This window comes from Halorubrum sp. SD690R (genome assembly GCF_005435035.1).
Lineage (GTDB): Archaea > Halobacteriota > Halobacteria > Halobacteriales > Haloferacaceae > Halorubrum > Halorubrum ezzemoulense.
This window is the reverse complement of record NZ_SGTV01000006.1, coordinates 53178-66158: the sequence shown is the minus strand read 5'-3', so window position 1 is coordinate 66158 and position 12981 is coordinate 53178. Positions and strand designations below refer to the sequence as shown.

The 12981-nt window shown below is 71.7% G+C and carries 11 protein-coding genes, 1 tRNA gene and 1 pseudogene; 10 read left to right on the top strand and 3 right to left on the bottom strand.

The window, feature by feature from the left end; genetic code table 11:
* Positions 1-65: 65 nt before the first annotated feature.
* Positions 66-446 (top strand): cupin domain-containing protein, encoded by a 381-nt coding sequence (locus EXE41_RS05470; protein WP_049932736.1) that lies wholly within the window; start codon positions 66-68, stop codon positions 444-446.
* 41 nt (positions 447-487) lie between these two features.
* On the opposite strand, the gene EXE41_RS05465 is transcribed toward EXE41_RS05470, so the two are convergent.
* Both EXE41_RS05465 and EXE41_RS05460 read right to left on the bottom strand, forming a co-directional pair.
* Positions 488-1291, bottom strand: coding sequence for a succinylglutamate desuccinylase/aspartoacylase family protein (locus EXE41_RS05465; RefSeq protein ID WP_086215233.1), 804 nt, complete (start codon positions 1289-1291; stop codon positions 488-490).
* 84 nt (positions 1292-1375) lie between these two features.
* The gene (locus EXE41_RS05460; RefSeq protein ID WP_137690465.1) at positions 1376-1987 is read right to left on the bottom strand and encodes a DUF309 domain-containing protein; all 612 of its coding nucleotides are present in this window, start codon (positions 1985-1987) and stop codon (positions 1376-1378) included.
* A gap of 111 nt (positions 1988-2098) precedes the next feature.
* On the opposite strand from EXE41_RS05460, the gene EXE41_RS05455 reads away from it, so the two are divergent.
* The 7 genes and pseudogenes from EXE41_RS05455 to EXE41_RS05425 all read left to right on the top strand — a co-directional run bounded on the left by EXE41_RS05455 (position 2099) and on the right by EXE41_RS05425 (position 7686).
* Positions 2099-2980 carry a DMT family transporter gene (locus EXE41_RS05455; protein WP_137690464.1) on the top strand — a complete coding sequence of 294 codons (882 nt, stop codon included), beginning with the start codon at positions 2099-2101 and terminating at the stop codon, positions 2978-2980.
* A 71-nt stretch (positions 2981-3051) separates the two neighbouring features.
* A pseudogene (locus tag EXE41_RS05450) lies at positions 3052-3820 on the top strand (ATP-binding protein).
* Between the two features lie 30 nt (positions 3821-3850).
* A tRNA-Leu gene (locus tag EXE41_RS05445) sits at positions 3851-3934 on the top strand.
* A 505-nt stretch (positions 3935-4439) separates the two neighbouring features.
* Positions 4440-6095, top strand: a complete 1656-nt coding sequence (locus EXE41_RS05440; protein WP_049932723.1) for a CTP synthase — start codon at positions 4440-4442, stop codon at positions 6093-6095.
* Positions 6096-7013 carry a glutamine-hydrolyzing GMP synthase gene (gene guaA, locus EXE41_RS05435; RefSeq protein ID WP_086215235.1) on the top strand — a complete coding sequence of 306 codons (918 nt, stop codon included), beginning with the start codon at positions 6096-6098 and terminating at the stop codon, positions 7011-7013.
* Positions 7013-7399 (top strand): CTP synthetase, encoded by a 387-nt coding sequence (locus tag EXE41_RS05430; RefSeq protein ID WP_049932720.1) that lies wholly within the window; start codon positions 7013-7015, stop codon positions 7397-7399. The genes guaA and EXE41_RS05430 overlap by 1 nt, the downstream gene beginning before the upstream one ends.
* On the top strand, positions 7396-7686 hold the full coding sequence (locus EXE41_RS05425; protein ID WP_049932718.1) for a glutaredoxin family protein: 291 nt from the start codon (positions 7396-7398) through the stop codon (positions 7684-7686). The genes EXE41_RS05430 and EXE41_RS05425 overlap by 4 nt, the downstream gene beginning before the upstream one ends.
* A gap of 45 nt (positions 7687-7731) precedes the next feature.
* Here the strand turns inward: EXE41_RS05425 and EXE41_RS05420 are convergent, their stop codons facing one another.
* Positions 7732-9414, bottom strand: a complete 1683-nt coding sequence (locus EXE41_RS05420) for a DUF1508 domain-containing protein (protein WP_137690463.1) — start codon at positions 9412-9414, stop codon at positions 7732-7734.
* A gap of 117 nt (positions 9415-9531) precedes the next feature.
* Here EXE41_RS05420 and EXE41_RS05415 point away from each other — a divergent pair, with 117 nt between their 5' ends.
* Together EXE41_RS05415 and ligA are read left to right on the top strand one after the other, a co-directional pair.
* On the top strand, positions 9532-10716 hold the full coding sequence (locus EXE41_RS05415) for an amidohydrolase family protein (protein WP_199240855.1): 1185 nt from the start codon (positions 9532-9534) through the stop codon (positions 10714-10716).
* Positions 10717-10791: 75 nt separating this feature from the next.
* Positions 10792-12957 carry an NAD-dependent DNA ligase LigA gene (gene ligA, locus EXE41_RS05410; protein WP_137690462.1) on the top strand — a complete coding sequence of 722 codons (2166 nt, stop codon included), beginning with the start codon at positions 10792-10794 and terminating at the stop codon, positions 12955-12957.
* Positions 12958-12981 lie beyond the last annotated feature (24 nt).

Sequence of the window (12981 nt, the reverse complement as noted above, 5' to 3'; positions counted from 1 at the left end):
CGACGTTCGAGCCGCCGGGACCGGGCGGTGAGCAATTAAATACGCGCCTCCCGTCACGGTCGCGTATGAGCGACGCAGGCGACGCCGAGTCGGTCGTGAAGCGCGGCGACGACATCGCGTACGAGCCCGTCGAGGCCGCCGAGGGGCTCTCGAAGGGCGTCCTCCTCGACGAGTCGGACGGCGCGCCGACCTTCGCGATGCGCCGGTTCGAGCTCGAACCGGGCGCCGAGGTCCCCCGCCACACCAACGCGATCGAACACGAGCAGTACGTCCTCGCCGGGGAGTACGTCGTCGGGATCGGCGACGAGGAACGCACCGTGTCGGCCGGCGACACTCTCCTGATCCCGCCGGGGGTCGAACACTGGTACCGCAACGAGCGCGACGAGCCCGGCGCGTTCATCTGTGCGGTGCCGAACGGCGACGACGCGATCGAACTCGTCGAGTAGCGGGCGTCCAGGCTCGGCCTCGCGCGCCGCGAGGCGGGCACCTACTCCAGCGTGCCGACGCGGTCGGCGACGTAGCCGAACTGGTCGCGGTAGCCGTTCGGCGATAACAGTACGGGGTAGAATGGCTCGTCGGCGAGCAGCGGTTCGCCGTCGGCGGCCGCGAACCGCTCGCCGGGCTCGACGCGCTCGAAGTTGCGCGCGAACACCTCGTACGCCTCCGCCTCCGGCTTCGGGATCCGCTCGCGGAGTCGGAACACCGACACGTCCTCCCGACCGCCGGCGTCGAGCACGTCGTCGGCGCCGGGCGCGGAGATGGCGCCGGTCGCGGCGAGGAACGCGCGCGACAGCCAGTAGGCGTTGTCAGCGGCCGCCTCGGAGCCCTGGAGCCCCGCCTCCACTTCGAGCGTGTGCGGGTGCTCGATGAGTCGGCCCTCGGTGAACGCGTCCGTCTGGATCACCGCGTCCACGGGGAGGTGCGGCGCGACAGCGCGGGTCACTTCGTCCATCGAGTCGATGACCGCGAACGGCTCCGCGTACGACTGCGTCGAGTGGATCGCGAGGGTCGTACACCCTTCCAGCGCGTCGACCAGTTCGGCCGCGAGCCGGACCTCGTGGGCCTCCGCGTCGGGGTTCCCGGGGAACGCCCGGTTGAGGTCGGCGTCGAGGTAGCGCTCGCCCGCGTCGAGCGCCGCCTCGTTTGCGGTGACGAGGCGGACCGGTCGCTCGGGGTCGAGGTCGGCGTCGAGCAGGCGCTCGACGGCGCGGGCGCCGCAGGGCTCGTCGCCGTGGATCGCGCCGACGACGGCGACCTCGGGCTCCCCGTCGCCCAGATCGTGGATCTCCATACCACACCCTGACGGGCGGCGAATAAGTGGCGTTCGGATCCGCGGCGAGCGGTCCGATCCCCGTGCGTCAGGCAACGCCCGGGCTCAGTGCCCCTCGTCGACGCGCTCAGTGTACTCGTAGTCGGCGGGGTACGCCGGCTGACGTGCGCCGTCGAGGGGTATCTGCCACCCGTCGACCGCGGCGGGGTCGTCGAGCGCGGCCCGGAGCGTCTCTCGCACGTCGTCGACGTCGACCCCGTAGAAGTCGCTCGGGATCCCGTCGAGGTACTGGAGGGCCGTCTCGAACAGCGACCGCATCCCCGCGTCGTTCTCGAAGTCGACGCGCTTGTACGCGCCCGCGGCCACCTGGACCATCCCGTGGAGGAAGGCGCTCTCGGCCGTGCCGCTGCCGTAGTTGTACCACTCGTCCTCGAAGCAGTCGTGGCTCTCGTGGTAGGCGCCGTCGTTGAACAGCCGCACGCCGTGTTCGGTCGCGCGTCGGAGCGTCGCGTGTTCCCAGTACCCGCCGACCGCCTGCGCGTCTGGCAGCCCGTCCGCGTCGCCGGATGACGCGTCCGCGTCGCCGGATGACGCGTCCGCGTCGCCGGACGACGCTTCCGCCTCTCCGGACGCCGCGCGCGACTCGTCGCCCGCGTGCCACCCGGTCGGGTTCCCGAGCGGCGGGGCGACGCCGGGGTCCCGAGTGTGGTCGTCCATGTGCGTGCCGTTCACGCGGCAGCGACCTAATCGTTTCGCGGCGCCGGCGGCGAAGTCGACCGGCCCGCGAACCAAACCCTTCTTTCCCCCGCTCGCGCTCGGGTCGAGCGCATGGACGCCGGACTCCTCGCCGCGGTCGCCGCCGCCGTCGTCTGGGGCGCGTACCTCTTCGTCCTGAAGCGCGCCTTCGCCGGATACCCGCCCGCCGCGCTGACGGTGGCGATCAACGTCGCGGCGGTCTCGTGGTTCCTCGCCGGGACCGGGCTGACGGTCGGGTTCGGCGACGCCGCGGCGGGGGTGTCCGGGCTCGTCGCGCCGCGTCGGGCCGCGGTCGTCGCCGTCACGACCCTCGGGACGGCCGCCGCCTTCGTCCTCTTCTTGCGCGCCATCGACCAGGGGGCGGTGTCGTACGTCGCGCCGATCAACAAGATCGTCCCGATGTTCGTCCTCCCGCTGGAGGTCGGACTGCTCGGGCAGGTCCTCGCGCCGGTCCAGGTCGCCGGCGTCGTCGTCACCACCCTCGCGGTGTACGTCGCGAACTACGAGCCGGGGGGTTTCTTCGCGCCGTTCGCGCGGGCCGCGCGCTCCCGGCCGGCGCAGCTGGCGCTCGCGAGCGCGGCCTGCTACGCGGTCGCCGACGTGGGCAAGCGGGTCGCGCTCCAGGAGTTCTCGATCCCCGGCACGCTGTGGGTGCCGCTCCTGCTCGCCGGCGTCGCGGTCGTCCTCTTTCCGGCGGCGCTCTGGAGCCCGTTCGCGGTCACCCGGCGGGACCTCCCGAAGTTCCTCGCGGCCGGCGGGCTCGTCGCGCTCGGCGAGCACCTGACGACGGTCGCGTTCGCGGCGCTGCCCGCGAGCGTCGCCTCCCCCGTGATCAACACGCAGGCGATCGTCGCGGTGGTCCTCGGGGGCGTGCTGCTCGGCGAGCGGCACTTCCGGCTCCGGCTCGCCGCGGCGGTCCTCGCGGTCGCCGGCGTCGCGATGATCGCCGGCTGACGCGGTCGGCCGCTCGCCGCCACGCCTGCCGCTACCCGAGTAACACTCGTCTCTGGGGCCCGTACGGATGTATGGAAACCCCGCCGGAGTCGGTCCCGATCGATCACGCCGAGTCGATCGTGAACGCCCTCGGCGACGGCGCGTACGTCCTCGACGCCGACCGGAACCGCGTGTTCGTCAACGACCGCCTCCGCGAGGTGACCGGCTTCGACGAGGCGGTCCTCCACGCGAAACACCCCGAGCGACTCGTCGCGGAGGGGCGCTGGAGCGAGGAGGCGGGCGAGCGCTACCGCACCGCGGTCGAGCGCGTCCTCGGGGCCGAAGCCGACGACGAGCGCGTTCGGTCGGATCGAGTCGATGATCGACGAGGCGCTCGTAATGGCCCGCGATCCGGACGCGATCGAGACGGAGGACGCCGCGGTCGACCTCGCCGACCTCGCGGCCGACTGCCTGGGGTCGGGCGACTTCGGCGAGATCCCCGCCGGCGCCGACCTCGCCGTCGCGGACGCTGGCGCCGTCACCAGCGACCCGGCCCTGCTCCGGCGCGCCGTCGGGAACCTCATCGGCAACGCCTTCGAGTACGGCGGGGACTCCCCCACGGTTCGAGTCGGCGTCGACGACCGCGGGCTGTACGTGGCCGACGACGGTCCCGGGCTCTCGGACGACGAGCGCGACCGCGCGGAACTGACCGACTTCGGCGTCTCTCCCGGGGGCGGGACCGGGATCGGGCTCGCCATCGTCGAGCGCGTGGCGGCCGCGCACGGCTGGACGCTCGAAGTCGACGAGTCCCCAGAGGGGGGCTTCCGGGCGACGCTGGTCGGTGCGGAACCGACGGGATAAAGAGGAGGCCGATCCAACGCCAGTCCGCGTGCGAGGGTAGCCAAGCCCGGAAACGGCGGCGGATTCAAGCTCCGCTCCTGTAGAGGTCCGTGGGTTCAAATCCCTCCCCTCGCATCGCCGGGGTCCACCCCCCGTGATGCGGGAAGACGCTCTCGGAGCGCTCTTCCCTCGCAAAATCCACTCGAACGCCGCGAGCGACTGCTCTGTCAAATCGGCTGCCAGAGGGACCTTCGGTCCCTCGCTGGAGTCAGTCGTCCGAAGCGAAGCGAGGACGACTGACGAGGCCGGGGAGGCGCGAGGTGCGGTTGCTGTGTGGGGCGGGACTCAAACGGGCGGTCGCGACGGCGAAGCACGACGAACAAACACCGCAGGGAGCGAGCGGAGTGAGCGACTGAGGACCACAGCGAGTCGCGCGAGTCCTCGCGACCGGGGCTTTGGCGGTGTTCGCCGATGATCCACGGTCACCGACTTCCGAACAAGCGGTCGATCTGACGGCCTCGATCACCTCGCCGCCACCACACAGTTCTCCACGGTGATCCGACACGTCCCGAAACGACACGAACGTCCAGCGAACCGCGGGGTCCGAAACGGTTTTGCCCCGGCCTGCCGGACGGTCGATATGCCAGCAGATCCCGACACGGGGTACGACCCCTCGCTGGGTCGGAAGTTCGTGTTCGTCACGGGCGGAGTGATGTCCGGGCTGGGCAAGGGCATCACCGCCGCCAGCACCGGGCGCCTTCTCGCCAACGCGGGCTTCGACGTCACCGCCGTCAAGGTGGACCCGTACCTCAACGTCGACGCCGGGACGATGAACCCGTACGAGCACGGTGAGGTGTACGTCCTCAAGGACGGCGGCGAGGTCGACCTCGACCTCGGCAACTACGAGCGCTTCCTCGGCACCGACATGACGTTCGACCACAACGTTACCACGGGGAAGACGTACCAGCACGTCATCGAGCGCGAGCGCGCCGGCGACTACCTCGGCAAGACCGTCCAGATCATCCCGCACGTCACCGACGACATCAAGCGTCGCATCCGGGAGGCCGCCGAGGGGAGCGACGTCTGTCTCGTCGAGATCGGCGGGACGGTCGGAGATATCGAGTCGATGCCGTTCCTCGAAGCCCTCCGCCAGTTCGCCCACGAGGAGGACGACGATGACATCCTCTTCACGCACGTCACCCTCGTCCCGTACTCGAAGAACGGCGAGCAGAAGACGAAGCCCACCCAGCACTCCGTGAAAGAGCTGCGCTCGATCGGCCTCCAGCCCGACATCCTCGTCGGCCGCTCGGAGGACCGGCTCGACCCGGAGACGAAAGAGAAGATCGCGCTCTTCTGTGACGTGCCCACGGACGCCGTCTTCTCGAACCCCGATGTCGAGGACATCTACCACGTTCCGCTGATGGTCGAAGACGAGGGATTAGACGAGTACGTGATGGAGCGGCTCGGCCTCGCCGACGAGGCGCTTCCGAAGGAAGAGCGGTCGACGGAGTGGCGCGAGCTGGTCACCCGCGACCGCGACGAGGAGATCGACGTGGCGCTCGTGGGCAAGTACGCGCTTGAAGACGCGTACATGTCGATCCACGAGGCGCTGAAACACGCCGGCATCCAGACCGGCACCGAGGTGAACGTGCTGTGGGTCGATGCCGACGAGACGCAGGCCGAACACGAGAAGCGGCTCGCCGAGGCCGACGCGGTCGTCGTCCCCGGCGGCTTCGGCTCCCGCGGGACCGACGGGAAGATCGAGGCGATCCGCTACGCCCGCGAGAACGGCGTGCCGTTCCTCGGGCTCTGCTTGGGCTTCCAGATGGCCGTCGTCGAACACGCGCGCAACATCCTCGGGCTCGACGGCGCCCACTCCGCGGAGATCGACCCCGACACGCCGCACCCCGTCATCGACCTGCTCCCCGAGCAGTACGAGACGGAGGACATGGGCGGGACGATGCGGCTCGGCGCCCACGAGACCGACATCGAGCCCGACACGCTCGCCGCCCGGGTGTACGACGCCGACGCCTGTACCGAGCGCCACCGCCACCGCTACGAGGTGAACCCCGAGTACATCGACGATCTGGAGGCCGACGGACTCGTCTTCTCGGGGCGCGCCGACAACCGGATGGAGATACTCGAACGCCCGGACCACCCGTTCTTCTTCGGGACGCAGGCGCACCCCGAGTTCCGGTCGCGGCCCGACCGCGCGAGCCCGCCGTTCGTCTCCCTCGTCGAGGCGGCGCTGGGATCGACGGACACAACCGAGCGGAACGCGGACGTGAGGCTATAGATGGTCGAGACGGAGGAATTCATCGCGGAGGCGAAAGCGGAGATACGGGAGGCGATCGGCGACGCGAACGCCGTGATCGCCTTATCCGGCGGGGTCGACTCCTCGGTCGCGGCGACGCTCGCCTACGAGGCGGTCGGCGACCAGCTCACCCCCGTCTACGTCGACACGGGACTGATGCGGAAGGGGGAGACCGCGGAGATACGCGACACGTTCGACTTCATGGAGTCGCTGCGCGTCATCGAGGCGCAGGACCGGTTCTTCGACCGGCTCGAAGGCGTCACCGACCCCGAGGAGAAGCGCCACGTCATCGGCGAGGGGTTCATCGACGAGTTCGAGACGGTCGCGCGCGACGTGGACGCCGACTACCTCGTTCAGGGGACGATCTACCCCGACCGCATCGAGTCGGAGGGGAACATCAAGTCGCACCACAACGTCGGCGGGCTCCCCGAGGTCGTCGACTTCGAGGGGATCGTCGAGCCCGTCCGCGACCTCTACAAGGACGAGGTGCGCGAGGTCGCCCGGGAGCTCGGCCTCGAGGAGATCATCTCCGAGCGCATGCCGTTCCCCGGGCCCGGGCTCGCCGTCCGGATCGTCGGCGAGGTGACCCCCGAGAAGGCCGCGGTCGCCCGCGAGGCGACCCACGTCGTCGAGGAGGAGTTAGCGGCGTACGACCCGTGGCAGGCGTTCGCCGCGGTCCTCGGCAAGGCGACCGGCGTCAAGGGCGACAACCGCGTCCACGGCTGGGTAGTCGCCGTGCGCTCCGTCGAGAGCCGTGACGGGATGACCGCCCGCGCGCAGGAGCTCGACTGGAGTACGCTCCAGCGGATCCAGAGCCGGATCACCGGCGAGAACGAGAACGTGGCGCGGGTCGTCTACGACGTGACCCACAAGCCGCCCGCGACGATCGAGTACGAGTGATGACGGACCAACCACTCGCCGTCGTCGCCGGCCCCGACGAGCACGGGCTCGGCGAGGAGCTCGCCGCGTGCGGCGTCGCGATCAACCGTATCGAGGGGCTCGTCACCGCCGACGCGCTCGCCGAGGCCGGCATCGCCGACGCCGCGTACTTCGTCCTCACCGACGTGGAGGAAGCGACCGGTATCCCGGTCGCGAAAGAAAAGAATCCGGAGGTCCAGATCGTGACGTACGCGAGCCGGTCGCTGCCGGAGTTCGTCGCGACGGTCGCCGACCTCGCGGTCGGCCCCGAACTGCTGGACGCCGCGACGGTCGCCGAGGAGCTGACCGGCGACGCGGACGACCCCGCCGAACCGGCCGACGACGCGGACGGCTCCTCCGAGCCGTGACCGGGGACGAAGCCTCGGCCGACGACGGCCCGACGACCGTCCCGGTCACCCTCTACACCCGCGAGAACTGCTCGTTGTGCGTCGTCGCCCGCGAGACGATCGAGTCGGTCGCCGCCGACCTCGACCCCGTGACGGTCGATATCGACGAGATAGACGTCGATACCGACCCGGAACTGGCCGACGAGTACGGCGAGCGCGTCCCCTACGTGCTGGTCGACGGCCACCCGGCGTTCAAGTACGAGGTCGACGAGCGCGACCTGCGGCTGAAGCTCCTCGCGGCGACCTGATCCGGGTGAAAACGCGCGACGGACCGCCCGGCTCTACCGCCCGGTCTACTGCTCGACCGTCTTCGCCCCGAGCGCGTTGGCCTTCACGCCCGTCACGGCCTCGACGGCGTTCGACCGGGAGGCGTACCCCTCGCCTGAGTCCGCGAGGACGTTGCCGTTGCGGTGACGGAGCCGCCAGCGCCACTCGTCGGCGGCGTCCTCGTATATCTCGAACGCCGCCCCGCCGGCCGCCAGCGCGCTCGCGTCGGTGGCGTACTCGCCGACGCGCTCGACCGCGTCCGTCGCGTTCGACTCGGAGGCGTACCCCTGGCCGGAGTCGGCGATGATGTTCCCGTTGTCGTGGACGAGCCGCCAGCGCCACTTGCCGCCCCTGTCCTCGTAGGCTTCGAACGTCGCCTTGCTCTCGCCGTCGCCCGCCCGGCCCTCCGCCTCCTCGTCGTCCGGGAACTCGAGCCCCGCGCCGCCCGCGTTGGACCTGACGCTGTCGAGCCCCTGCTGTGCCTTCGACCGGGAGGCGTACCCCTGGCCGGAGTCGGCGATGACGTTCCCGTTCTGGTGGACGAACCGCCAGCGGTACTCGCTGGCCGCGTCCTCGAACACCTCGAACGCGGCGGGGTCGATCCGGAGGTAGTCCGCGGCCGCGACGTGGTCGCGCAGCTTCGAGAGCGCGCGCTTCGCGTTCGACTTGGAGGCGTACCCCTCGCCGGAGTCGCCGACGATCTCGCCGTTGTCGTGGCGGAGCCGGAAGCGCCACTCGTCGGCGGCGTCGGCGTACAGCTCGAACGTCGCGTCGCTCTCCGGGCCCTCCGTCTCGTCCGGGATGGCCACGTCCGGGTCCGTCGCGTCGGTCGGCTCCGGGCCGTCGTCGTCGGCCACGGCCGCCGCCTCCTCGACCGGCGTCTCGATCCGGAGGAGGCCGGCGCCGAGCGCGTTCCGGCGCACGCTGTGGAGGCCCTGCTGGGCTTTCCCGCGGCTGCTGTACCCCTGTCCGGCGGTCGCGATGACGTTGCCGTTGCGGTGGCGGAGCCGCCAGCGCGGCTTCCCGCTCGCGTCCTCGAACAGCTCGAACCGGGGCTTGCTCTCGCGCAGCGACGCGACGACGGCCTCCGCGGCCGTCAGCTCGTCACGGGTCGCTTCGAGGTCGGCCTCTGTCTCCGAGAGATCTTCACGGGCCGCCTCCAGCTCGGACTCCGTCGCCGCCAGCTCGCCGCGGGTCGCCGCCAGCTCCTCACCCGCCTCCTCGGCCGTCGCGGTCGCCGCGGCGGCCTCGTCGCGCATGCGCTCGTAGTCCTCGTAGACGGGGTCCAAGAGCAGGGTGACGACCGTCCCCGCGACCCCGATCAGGAGGAGCCCGACCCCGTAGACGGTGATCACGGCCGGGTCGCCCGACGCGGTGAGCCACCCGTCCGGGAAGACGTTCACGAACCACACGACGCCGAGGACGCTCACCGCCGTGCCGAGGTAGCCGAGGTACGTCCCGGTCCGCCGGAGCGGGAACCGGATCACGGCCCCGAGCATCACGAACGGCGGGGCCAGCGCGGCCAGCGCGTACCCGACGCCGCGGGCGACGGTCGCCGACTCGGTGAGGAGAAACACCGCGACGCCGGCGAGGCCGAGCAGCACGCCGAAGCCGAACAGCCAGTAGCCGTTCACCTCGTCGGTCGTCGTCGGCGTGCCGATTCGCCGCCGGTACAGTCCGCCGCCGTCTTGTTTGTCATTTGTTGCCATATAACGGCTGACTCCGGCCAGCCGGTTATATGTAGTGGCGATTGACACGAGCGCGCGCTCGCCTCCCCGACTACCGCGACCCGAGCGTTTACGACCCTGACGCTCCCTCGTGGTGGCATGTACGTACTGCGAGGCGGTCGCGTGGCGGACGCCGAGGGGACCCGCGAGGCCGACGTGGCGGTCGCGGACGGCGATATCGTCGCGGTCGGCGAGCCGGCGGCGGTCGACGACGCGGTCGCGGAGCGCGACGCGGGGGAGGTCACGGAGGTCGACGCCGACGGGCGGGTCGTCTCGCCCGGACTGATCGACGCGCACGTCCACGCGATGATGGACGGGCGACCGGACGTCTCGACGGCGGTCTCCGACAGCGACTACGCGGCGAGCTACCGGGCCGCGAGCAACCTCGAGGCCGCGGTCGAAGCGGGCGTCACGACCGTCCGCGACCTCGGCAGCCGCGGGACGCTCGCGCTCGACGCCGGCGAGGCGATCGCGGCCGGCGACATCGACGGGCCGCGTGTGCTCGCCTGCGGCCGCAACGTGATCATGACCGGCGGCCACGGCAACTGGTTCGGTCGGGAGGCCGACGGCCCCGCGGAGGTGCGGAAGGCGGCCCGCGAGCAGCTGAAGGCGGGCGCGGACGTGCTCAAGTGTATGGCCACCGGCGGTGTGCTCACCGAGGGCGCGGTGACGGGTGCGCCCGAACTGACACCCGAGGAGCTCGCCGCGTTCACCGACGCCGCGGCGCCCACGGACACGCCGACCGCGGCCCACGCTCACGGCGAGGTCGGGATCAAGAACGCGGTGGAGGCCGGCATCTCCAGTATCGAACACGGGACGTTCATGGACCGCGAGGCCGCCGAAATGATGGCCGAGCGCGGCACCTACTGGGTGCCGACCGCGAGCGCCCTCCGCGGCATCGTCGACAACGGGATCGAGGCCGGGATCCCCGAAGACGCCGTCGCGAAGGCCGAGGACGCCGCCGAGCGCTTCGGCGACGCGTGGGACCACGCGCTCGACGCGAGCGTCCCGATCGCGATGGGGACCGACGCGGGCACGCCGTTCAACTTCTTCGAGGAGATCCCGCAGGAGATGGGGTACATGGTCGATTACGGGCTCTCGCCGGAGCGCGCGCTGGAGGCCGCCACCGTCAACGCCGCCGACCTGCTCGGACTCGACGACGTGGGGCTCGTCGCCGAGGGGTATCGGGCCGACCTCGTCGTCCTCGACGCCGACCCGACCGAGGACGTCGAGGCGTGGCGGGACCCGGACGCGGTGTTCGCCCGCGGCGAGCGCGTCGCCTGACGGCCGACCCGGACACCGTCCGACGGCCGCTCGCGAACCGGCCTTTTTACCGGGTCGCGCCCCGACGATTGACCGATGACGACCTCGTCGACCCGGCACGCGGACCCGGACGAGAACCCTTACGTCGAAGACCCGCCGACAGACTTCGACCCGGTCGCCGACCTCTCCGAGGACGAGGCCGCCGAACAGGCCGCCCTGCTCCGGGCGGCCGTCCGCGAACACGACCACCGGTACTACGTCGAGGCCGCCCCCCTCGTCACCGACGAGGAGTACGACCGGCTGTTCGCCCGACTGGCGGACCTCGAAGCGGCGTTCGACCTCCCGACCGAGGACTCGCCGACGCGCCGAGTCGGCGGCGAACCGCTCGACGAGCTGGAGAGCGTCGAGCACGTCGCGCCGATGCGCTCGATCGACAACGACACCGACGCCGACGCCGTCCGCGAGTTCGACGAGCGCGTCCGCGAGGGGTTGGCGGGCGCGGCCGACGCCGGCGACCTCCCCGGGTTCGACCCCGGCGACCTCGCGTACGTCTGCGAGCCGAAGTTCGACGGGCTCTCCGTCGAGGTGGTGTACGAAGCCGGCGCGTACGTCCGCGCGGCCACGCGCGGTGACGGGCGCGAGGGCGACGACGTGACCGAGCAGGTCCGGACGATCGGATCGGTCCCCGCGCGGCTCCGGGGCGACGACCACCCTGAGCGCCTCGCGGTCCGCGGGGAGGTGTACATGCCCCGCGACGCATTCGAGGCGTACAACGAGGCGCTCATGGAGCGCGGCGAGGAGCCCTTCGCGAACCCTCGGAACGCAGCGGCCGGGACGCTCCGCCAGCTCGACCCCGCGGTCGTCGCCGAGCGCCCCCTCGACGTCTTCTTCTTCGACGTGCTGGCGTGGGAGGCGGGCGACGACGGCCCCGAGCGCCCCGCGCGCCACCGCGACGCGCTCGACGCGTTCGCGTCGCTCGGTCTCCGGCGGAACGACCGCGTGAAAGTCGTCGACGATGTCGAGGCCGCGATCGACTACCGCGACGAGATCCTCGCCGCCCGCGACGAGCTGAACTACGCGGTCGACGGCGTCGTGATCAAGGTCGACGCGCAAGCGCACCGCGAGGCGCTCGGGAGCACGTCGCGCGCGCCGCGGTGGGCCTTCGCGCATAAGTTCCCGCCGCGGACCGCGACGACGACGGTCGAGGGCGTCACGGTCCAGGTGGGCCGCACCGGACGGCTCACGCCCGTCGCCGAGCTCGACCCCGTCGCGGTCGGCGGGGTCACCGTCTCGCGCGCGACGCTCCACAACCCCGCGGAGATCGAGGCGCTCGGCGTGAACGTCGGCGACCGGGTCCGGATCTACCGCGCGGGCGACGTGATCCCCTACGTCCCGGAGGTCGTCGAGAAGCGGTCGGAGGGGACCTACCAGTTCCCCGACGCCTGCCCGGTCTGCGGCGCCGCGGTCGAGCGCGACGGCCCGCTCGCGTTCTGTACCGGCGGGCTCGGCTGCCCCGCGCAGCTGGAGCGGGCGGTCGAACACTGGGCGCGCCGCGACGCGCTCGACGTGGAGGGGCTCGGCCCGGAGCGCGTCGAACAGCTCCGCGAGGCCGGCCTCGTCGAGTCGCTGCCGGACCTGTACGACCTGACCGCCGCCGATCTCGCGGCACTGGAAGGGTGGGGCGAGACGAGCGCCGAGAACCTGATCGCCGAGCTCGACGCCACCCGCGACCCGCCGCTCGACGACTTCCTCGCCGGACTCGGGATCCCGGACGTCGGCGCGACGACGGCGCGGGCGCTCGCCGCGCACTTCGGGATGCTCGACGCCCTCCTCGACGCCGACGAGGCGGCCCTCCGCGAGGTCGACGACGTCGGCCCCGAAGTGGCCGGGTCGATCCGCTCGTTCTTCGCCCGCGAGGAGAACCGCGCCGCGATCGCGGGGCTCCGCGAGCGCGGCGTCGACCCCGAGCCGTTCGAGAGCGACGCGGGCGACGCTCCGGCCGACGCGCTCGACGGCCTCACCTTCGTGTTCACCGGGTCGCTCTCCGTCCCGCGGAGCGAGGCCCAGGCGCACGTCGAGGCGCACGGCGCGTCGGCGACGTCGAGCGTCTCCGGGAACACGGATTACCTCGTCGCCGGCGAGAACCCGGGCCGGTCGAAGCGCGACGACGCGGCCGCCGAGGACGTGCCGGTCGTCGACGAGGACGGGTTCGGCGACCTGCTCGCGGACCGCGGCGTCGACTGGCCGCCGACCGACGACTGAGGCGACGGGAACGGGGGCACCGTC

Excerpts from the sequence above, each read along its gene's own strand:
- EXE41_RS05460 (WP_137690465.1), bottom strand. The coding sequence starts at position 1,987 with ATGGACGACCACACTCGGGACCCCGGCGTCGCCCCGCCGCTCGGGAAC.
- ligA (WP_137690462.1), top strand. The coding sequence starts at position 10,792 with ATGACGACCTCGTCGACCCGGCACGCGGACCCGGACGAGAACCCTTAC.
- EXE41_RS05420 (WP_137690463.1), bottom strand. The coding sequence starts at position 9,414 with ATGGCAACAAATGACAAACAAGACGGCGGCGGACTGTACCGGCGGCGA.
- EXE41_RS05470 (WP_049932736.1), top strand. The coding sequence starts at position 66 with ATGAGCGACGCAGGCGACGCCGAGTCGGTCGTGAAGCGCGGCGACGAC.
- EXE41_RS05430 (WP_049932720.1), top strand. The coding sequence starts at position 7,013 with ATGACGGACCAACCACTCGCCGTCGTCGCCGGCCCCGACGAGCACGGG.
- EXE41_RS05465 (WP_086215233.1), bottom strand. The coding sequence starts at position 1,291 with ATGGAGATCCACGATCTGGGCGACGGGGAGCCCGAGGTCGCCGTCGTC.
- guaA (WP_086215235.1), top strand. The coding sequence starts at position 6,096 with ATGGTCGAGACGGAGGAATTCATCGCGGAGGCGAAAGCGGAGATACGG.
- EXE41_RS05440 (WP_049932723.1), top strand. The coding sequence starts at position 4,440 with ATGCCAGCAGATCCCGACACGGGGTACGACCCCTCGCTGGGTCGGAAG.
- EXE41_RS05455 (WP_137690464.1), top strand. The coding sequence starts at position 2,099 with ATGGACGCCGGACTCCTCGCCGCGGTCGCCGCCGCCGTCGTCTGGGGC.
- EXE41_RS05415 (WP_199240855.1), top strand. The coding sequence starts at position 9,532 with ATGTACGTACTGCGAGGCGGTCGCGTGGCGGACGCCGAGGGGACCCGC.